Origin of the sequence: Faecousia intestinalis (assembly GCF_040096185.1) — a bacterium.
Classification (GTDB): domain Bacteria; phylum Bacillota; class Clostridia; order Oscillospirales; family Oscillospiraceae; genus JAZOXB01.
In genome coordinates this window covers 1-732 of record NZ_JBBMFF010000107.1, presented here as the reverse complement: position 1 = coordinate 732, position 732 = coordinate 1, and the positions used below count along the sequence as shown (strand labels likewise).

Here is a 732-nt window from a genome sequence, read left to right as displayed (position 1 = left end):
AATTAATAGAGCGAATGCCATACTGCACCGACCAGCATCGCACGACTGAGAAAGGAATTCGGTTCAAACTGCGTGGATGAAGTCCCGTTCATCAGGCCATTATCGGTTACATAGTTGATCGCGTCAAAGTAATCCGGAAAAGCAGAACGAGTCACGTCGGAATAGGCCGAGGCCAGCGGTACGGTGAGAGAAACCAACAGCGCAGCGAGCAAAAGGATGCTGCATAGACGAGTCAAATGATGTTTTTACCTGTCCTTCTTCCTTTCGTGTATTTTACTTTCTATGGTGACGGAACAGCTCATTCCGGGGACTCCCTTCCTTCCCCGGTAAGGCCAGCATATCACGTCTTAACTTATTTGTCAATATTTAACAGAAAACATCCCGTAATTTTCAATAATATGCAGTGCGGTAAATGGAAAAAGTCCCGGCGGGGATGCTGCCGGGACGATGTGCGAAGGAATTTTGAATTTGCTGTGGACAGCCTGTGATCCGGCCGGGCGCTGCGAGCTTGCCACGGCCCCTTTGGGGCCCCGCAATGACAATCCGGGAGCCGGTGCGGTCGGCGAGGGTATCCGGAAACTTGTAACTGCCCATGGCACTCAGGGAACGCCGCTGCAGACACCGGCCCGGCGGGGATGCCGCCGGGCCGGAAACTGTTTTTGATTATTGGACGATGATCTTCCCGTCGGCAAAGTCCGTGATCACGCAGCCGCCCGCCGGGAACTGGTAGGT

The 732-nt window shown here is 53.6% G+C and carries 1 protein-coding gene; it reads right to left on the bottom strand.

Annotated features, from left to right (window positions below; genetic code table 11):
- Positions 1-2: 2 nt before the first annotated feature.
- Complete coding sequence (locus WMO66_RS01925) at positions 3-212, bottom strand: S-layer homology domain-containing protein (protein WP_349134726.1); 210 nt, start codon at positions 210-212, stop codon at positions 3-5.
- Between the last annotated feature and the right edge of the window lie 520 nt (positions 213-732).